This is a genomic window from Paenibacillus terrae (assembly GCF_000943545.1).
Classification (GTDB): domain Bacteria; phylum Bacillota; class Bacilli; order Paenibacillales; family Paenibacillaceae; genus Paenibacillus; species Paenibacillus terrae_A.
In genome coordinates, this window is record NZ_JTHP01000166.1 from 1 (window position 1) to 1328 (window position 1328).

Genomic DNA, 1328 nt, shown 5'->3' on the forward strand with positions numbered 1-1328 from the left:
TAAACTCGTACGCATCGCCGCTGTTCATGGCTTCGCTCGTCACCGGATAGTTTTCAAATACGACAATGTGATCCACCAAACCTTGTCCCAGCTCGCTTTGCGACTGAATCTCGTACAGCGGATAGAACGAATGGCGTTCCGAAGACAAGGCTGTTTCCTGGACTTGTCTGAGCAAATCCGACACCCGCTGCTGCCCCCCACTGGTTACCCGCACCGGGATGGTGTTGATGAATAGGCCCACCATTCGCTCCACATCCGGCAATTCCGCCGGTCTTCCCGAAACCACCGCTCCGAAAACGACGTCCTGCGAGCGGTTGTACTTTTGCAGCAGCAGTCCCCATATGGTTTGAATCAGCGTGTTCAGCGTCACCTGATGCTGACGAGCCACTTGCTGCAATCCCTCCGTCATTTCCGTATCCAGCACGAAGGCATGCTCCTGCTTGTCATAGTCGCCTTTTAAAGGAACGCTGCGTTTAGGCAGCCCCGCGTGCTGCGTATAACCGGATATGTAGTTACCCCAATAGGCACGCGCTTGCTGGGCATCCTGCTTCTCCAGCCACCGGATGTAGTTGCTGAAGGGTTGAACTGGCGGCAGCAACAATGGAGTTCCGCTCGTCAAGCTTCGGTAGATCGTAAAGAATTCCTGGATGATAATTCCGAGGCACCAGCCATCCATCAGAATATGATGGAAGCTCCAGAGCACATGGCTGCGTTGATCGTTCTCTTGCACAATCGTCACGCGCATCAAAGCATCATGGCGCAGGTCGAATCCCCGCTGCTTGTCCAGCTCTTTGTATTCCCAGACGGATTTCGCGCTACCGTCGACCACGGTAAATTCAATGTCCCGCTGCTTTCCAACGACTTGCAGCGCCTGCTTCACGCCACTGGTCACGAAAGCGGTGCGCAAAATCGCGTATCTCGCCGATAACTGGCGCAAACTTTCCTGGAATCGTGAGACCTCAAGCTTGCCGTTCACGGTAAACGCGAACTGCTCCAAGTAAGTTGCTGAGTGGTGGTTCGTGAGGGCATGGAACAACATGCCTTCTTGCATCGGCGTCAACCGATAGATATCCTCGATCGGATAGTCGAAAGCCTGATTCAGGGCCTCTACCTCCGCGAGTTCGATTCCTTTGGAGCTGCAGTCGCTTGGCGTCAGTTCTGGCCGCTCTTTAGCTGCGCAATGGGCGATGATCGTTTGAAGGTGCGCAAAGAAGTCGGCCATGAAGCGCTCGATCGTCTCTAGCCGATAACACGACGAGTCATAGCTGCATACGAACGTCAACTGGCCGCCGGCGATTAGGCCGTTCAAGGTCAGCTTATAGGGAGAC

At 54.4% G+C, this 1328-nt stretch carries 1 protein-coding gene; it reads right to left on the reverse strand.

Annotation, left to right across the window (positions count from 1 at the left end):
• Nucleotides 1-1309, reverse strand: a 1309-nt coding sequence (locus QD47_RS29420; RefSeq protein ID WP_412178008.1) for a condensation domain-containing protein, incomplete at its 3' end; no start/stop codon positions are given.
• Between the last annotated feature and the right edge of the window lie 19 nt (nt 1310-1328).